At 74.3% G+C, this 3,692-nt stretch carries 1 protein-coding gene; it reads right to left on the bottom strand.

The window, feature by feature from the left end; genetic code table 11:
* Positions 1–3,692 (bottom strand): type I polyketide synthase (locus ACFO3J_RS32445; RefSeq protein ID WP_386437283.1); only part of this gene is annotated, 3,692 nt, incomplete at both ends.

Here is a 3,692-nt window from a genome sequence, read left to right as displayed (position 1 = left end):
CCGCGTTGGCGGCTGAATTCGACGAAGGTGCCGGGGGAGGACATGACGGTCACGCCGCCGGCCAGTGCGAGGGTGCATTCACCTGCCTGCAGCGCCTGCACCGCCAGGTGAAGAGCCACCAGCGAGGAGGAGCAGGCGGTGTCCACCGTGACCGCCGGGCCCTCAAGACCGAACACATACGACACCCGACCGGAATGCACACTGCCGGTATTCCCGGTGCCGAGATAGCCTTCGAGATCGCCCGGCATGGTGGCGAGCCGACTCGCGTAGTCGTGGTACATGACGCCGGCGTAGACGCCGGTCCGGCTGCCGCGCAGGGTGGCGGGGTCGATGCCGGCCCGCTCGAAGGTCTCCCAGGAGGTCTCCAGCAGCAGTCGCTGCTGCGGGTCCATCGCCAAGGCCTCACGCGGTGAGATGCCGAAGAACTCCGCGTCGAACTCACCCGCGTCGTGCAGGAAACCGCCCTCACGCGCGTAGGACGTTCCGGGCCGTTCCGGGTCGGGGTCGTAGAGGTTCTCCAGGTCCCAGCCCCGGTCGGCCGGGAAGCCCGAGATCGCGTCGCCGCCGGCGGCCACCAGCTCCCACAGATCCTCCGGAGAGCCGACCCCGCCCGGGAAGCGGCAGCTCATACCGACGATCGCGATCTGGTCGTCCTCCGTCCCCACCGGTCCGGCCGTCGTGCGGTCCTCGCCCGCGGAGGCGTCCTGGACCGGGCCGCCGAGTTCGGTCCGCAGCAGTTCGGCGAGCGCGGCCGTGTTGGGGTGGTCGAAGACGAGGGTGGCCGGGAGCCGCAGCCCGGTCAGGGTGTTGAGGCGGTTGCGCAGTTCGACCGCGGTGAGTGAGTCGAAGCCCAGGTCACGGAATCCGCGGCGTTCGTCCACCGTCTCGGTGCTGTCGTAGTTGAGCGCGGCCGAGACCTCGGCCCTGACCAGGTCCAGCAGGATCTGGCTCTGCTCGGCCTCGGTACGGCCGAGCAGCCGCTGCAGGAGCTGGCTGCCGGCCGTGGCGCCTTCGGCCGCCCGCGCGGCACGGCGGGCCGGTGCGCGGACCAGGCCGCGCAGCAGCGGGGGGATGCCGGTCTCGGCCGCGCGAAGGGCGTCGAGGTCCAGCGCCATCGGGACGGCGCAGGAGGCATCGACGGTCAGCGCGGCGTCGAACAGCTCCAGGCCCTGCGCCGGGTCCAGCGCGGCGATGCCGGTACGGGCCAGCCGGCCCTTGTCGGCCGCGCCGAGACCCGCGGTCATCGCGCCGCCGTCGGCCCACAGCCCCCACGCCAGCGAGGTGGCCGGGAGACCGCGGACCGCGCGGTGCTGGGCGAGCGCGTCCAGCAGGGCGTTGCCGGCCGCGTAACTGCCCTGGCCCGCGGTGCCGTAGATGCCGGCGACCGAGGAGAAGAGGACGAAGGCGGTCAGATCGAGGTCACGGGTGGCCTGGTGCAGATTCCACGCCGCGTCGGCCTTGGGCCGCAGCACCAGGTCGAGGCGCTCGGGCGTGAGGGAGTCGAAGACACCGTCGTCGAGCACGCCGGCCGCGTGCACCACGCCGGTCAGCGGCTGCTCGGCGGGGATCGAGGCGAGCAGCCCGGCCAGGGCGACCCGGTCGGCGGCGTCGCAGGCGGCGATGGTGACCTCGGCGCCCAGCGCGGTCAGTTCGGCGGCCAGCTCGCTCGCGCCCGGAGCGGCCGAACCGCGACGGCTGGTCAGCAGCAGATGGCGTACGCCGTGCTCGGTCACCAGGTGCCGGGCGATCAGGCCGCCCAGCGCGCCGGTGGCGCCGGTGATCAGTACGGTTCCCTCCGGTCCCCACGGGCCGGTGCCGTCCGCCGGGACGCCCATGCGCGCCAGCCGGGGGGCGAGGAGACCGCCGGCCCGGACCGCCACCTGCGGCTCCCCGGAGGCGACAGCCCCGGCGAGGCCCAGCGCGTTCTCGGCCGAGGTCCCGCTGCCTGGCCCCTCGGAGTCGGCGCGGTCGAGGTCGATCAGCAGCAGGCGGTCCGGGTTCTCGGTCTGCGCCGTCCGGAGCAGGCCCCAGACCGCGGCGTGCGGAAGGTTGCGTACGTCCTCCTCGCCGGTGGTCGCCACCGCGCCGCGGGTGACCACGGCCAGCCGGGCCGATTCGAACCGCGCGTCGGCCAGCCACGCCTGAGTCAGCGCCAGCGCCTGGTGGGTCGCGGCCCGCACCGCGTCGGGTCCCTCGTCGCCGGGGCCGTCGGCGTCCGGCTGCGGGGGCAGCAGGGCCAGCACGAGGTCCGGTGCCGGGCGGCCGGCCGCGACAGCCGCGCCCAGCGCGTCCAGATCGGCGAACGCGTCGTCCGGCGCGAACTCCGCTCCGCCGTCCCCGATGACCGCCCATCGTCCGGCGCGGCTGTCGGAGCCGGTCGGCAGCGGAGTCCACTGCACCCGGAAGAGCGCGTCGTGCGGCGCGGTGCGGGAGGCGCTCCGCAACTGCTCGGCGCCGACCTCCCGGAGGGCCAGGGACTCGACCTCGGCCAGCGGACGGCCGGTCTCGTCGGCGATCAGCAGCGACACCGTGTTCGCGGCCGACGACGTCAGCCGCACCCGCGCCACGGACGCACCCGAGGCGTGCAGCCGGACCCCGCTCCAGGCGAACGGCAGCCGCGGCTCGCCCGTCGCCGGGAGGACCCCCAGCTCGATCGCGTGGAGCGCGGAGTCCAGCAGCGCCGGGTGCAGTCCGAACGCGGCGGCCTGCTGCTCCTGCTCGGGCGGCAGCGCGACCTCGGCGAAGACCTCGGTGCCCCGCCGCCACACCGCACGCAGTCCCTGGAACGACGGACCGTACCCGAAGCCCCGCTCGGCCAGCGCGTCGTACCACCCCGTGAGGTCCTCCGTCAGCGCGCCCTGCGGCGGCCAGATGGTCAGGTCCCAGTCCGGACCGGCCGAGCCCAGCTCGCCGGGCGCCAGCATTCCCGCGCCGTTGCGCAGCCACGGCTGCTCCTGCGAGTCGTCCTCGGCTCGCGAGTACACACCGAACGTGCAGCGGCCCGACGCGTCCGGCGCGCCCACCGCGACCTGCACCTGAAGAGCCCCCGACGCGGGCAGCACCAGGGGTGCCTCCAGCGTCAGCTCCTCCAGGACCTCGCACCCGGCCTTCTCGCCGGCCCGCAGGCCCAACTCCACCACGGCCGCGCCCGGGAACACCACGGTGCCGAGCACCGCGTGGTCGGCCAGCCAGGGGTGCGTGCCGAGGGAGAGCCGGCCGGTGAGCAACAGCCCCTCGGCGCCCGCCAGCGAGACGGCCGCGCCGAGCAGCGGATGGCCGGCCGAGCCCAGGCCGAGACCCGCCACGGCGGTGTCCCGGGTGCGGCTCGCGTCGCCCCGCAGCCAGTAGTGCCGGTGCTGGAAGGGATACGTCGGCAGGTCGGCGTGGCTCGCGCCCGCACCGCCGAGGTACTTCTCCCAGTCCGGGGCGGTACCGCGAACCCACAGCGCCGACAGCGCCTCCGCCAAAGTCCTGGCCGCCGGGCGGTTCTTGCGCGCCGTGGCCACGAACGCGATCGGCTCGTCGTCCTCTTCGACCTCGACGACGCAATCGCGTGCCATGGCGGTGAGTACCGCGTCCGGACCGATTTCCAGGAAAGTCGTCACGCCGTGTTCCTGCAACGACCGTATGCCGTCGTGGAATCGGACGGCTTCGCGGAGGTGGTTTACCCAGTATTGGGGGGTGGTGAGGTC

It is taken from the genome of Streptomyces polygonati (assembly GCF_042650325.1).
In the GTDB taxonomy this organism is placed as follows: domain Bacteria; phylum Actinomycetota; class Actinomycetes; order Streptomycetales; family Streptomycetaceae; genus Actinacidiphila; species Actinacidiphila polygonati.
The sequence above is the reverse complement of the archived record's forward strand: the minus strand, read 5'-3'. Positions and strand labels throughout refer to the sequence as shown.